Below are 1,176 nucleotides of genomic sequence, written 5' to 3'. Positions count from 1 at the left end.
TGCATCCGCAGCTTCGGTATATGACTTAGCCCCGTTACATCTTCCGCGCAGGACGACTCGATCAGTGAGCTATTACGCTTTCTTTAAAGGATGGCTGCTTCTAAGCCAACCTCCTGACTGTTTTAGCCTTCCCACTTCGTTTCCCACTTAGTCATATTTGGGGACCTTAGCTGGCGGTCTGGGTTGTTTCCCTCTTGACACCGGACGTTAGCACCCGATGTCTGTCTCCCGTGATTGCACTCTTCGGTATTCGGAGTTTGCTATGGCGAAGTAATCCGCAATGGACCCTTCAACCATGACAGTGCTCTACCCCCGAAGGTGATACACGAGGCACTACCTAAATAGTTTTCGGAGAGAACCAGCTATTTCCAGGTTTGTTTAGCCTTTCACCCCTATCCACAGCTCATCCCCTAACTTTTCAACGTTAGTGGGTTCGGACCTCCAGTACGTGTTACCGCACCTTCATCCTGGCCATGGATAGATCACCTGGTTTCGGGTCTACACCCAGCGACTGAATCGCCCTGTTCGGACTCGCTTTCGCTACGCCTGCCCTAATCGGTTAAGCTCGCCACTGAATGTAAGTCGCTGACCCATTATACAAAAGGTACGCCGTCACCCCTTGCGAGGCTCCGACTGTTTGTATGCATGCGGTTTCAGGATCTATTTCACTCCCCTCCCGGGGTTCTTTTCGCCTTTCCCTCACGGTACTGGTTCACTATCGGTCGATCACGAGTATTTAGCCTTGGAGGATGGTCCCCCCATCTTCAGACAGGATTTCACGTGTCCCGCCCTACTTGTCGTACACCTAGTTCTTCCTCGCTGTTTTCGCCTACGGGGCTATCACCCACTATGGCCGCACTTTCCAGAGCGTTTGGCTAACAGCAAAGATAAAGAGTACAGGCTGGTCCCATTTCGCTCGCCACTACTTTGGGAATCTCGGTTGATTTCTTTTCCTGCGGTTACTTAGATGTTTCAGTTCACCGCGTTCGCTTCACGTAGCCTATGTATTCAGCTACGGATACTCCATAAGGAGTGGGTTTCCCCATTCGGACATCTTCGGATCATTGCTCGTTTGCCAGCTCCCCGAAGCTTTTCGCAGGCTACCGCGTCCTTCATCGCCTGTGATCGCCAAGGCATCCACCACATGCACTTGTTCGCTTGACCCTATAACGGGTG

General features: G+C 51.9%; 1 rRNA gene. It reads right to left on the bottom strand.

Going from position 1 to position 1,176, the window contains the following annotated elements:
* Window positions 1-1,164: ribosomal RNA gene (locus SB822_RS54580) — 23S ribosomal RNA — on the bottom strand; the annotation flags it as partial.
* Window positions 1,165-1,176 lie beyond the last annotated feature (12 nt).

Origin of the sequence: Paraburkholderia sp. SIMBA_054 (genome assembly GCF_046534875.1) — a bacterium.
Taxonomy (GTDB): Bacteria; Pseudomonadota; Gammaproteobacteria; order Burkholderiales; family Burkholderiaceae; genus Paraburkholderia; species Paraburkholderia hospita.
This window is presented reverse-complemented; position numbering and strand designations above follow the sequence as displayed.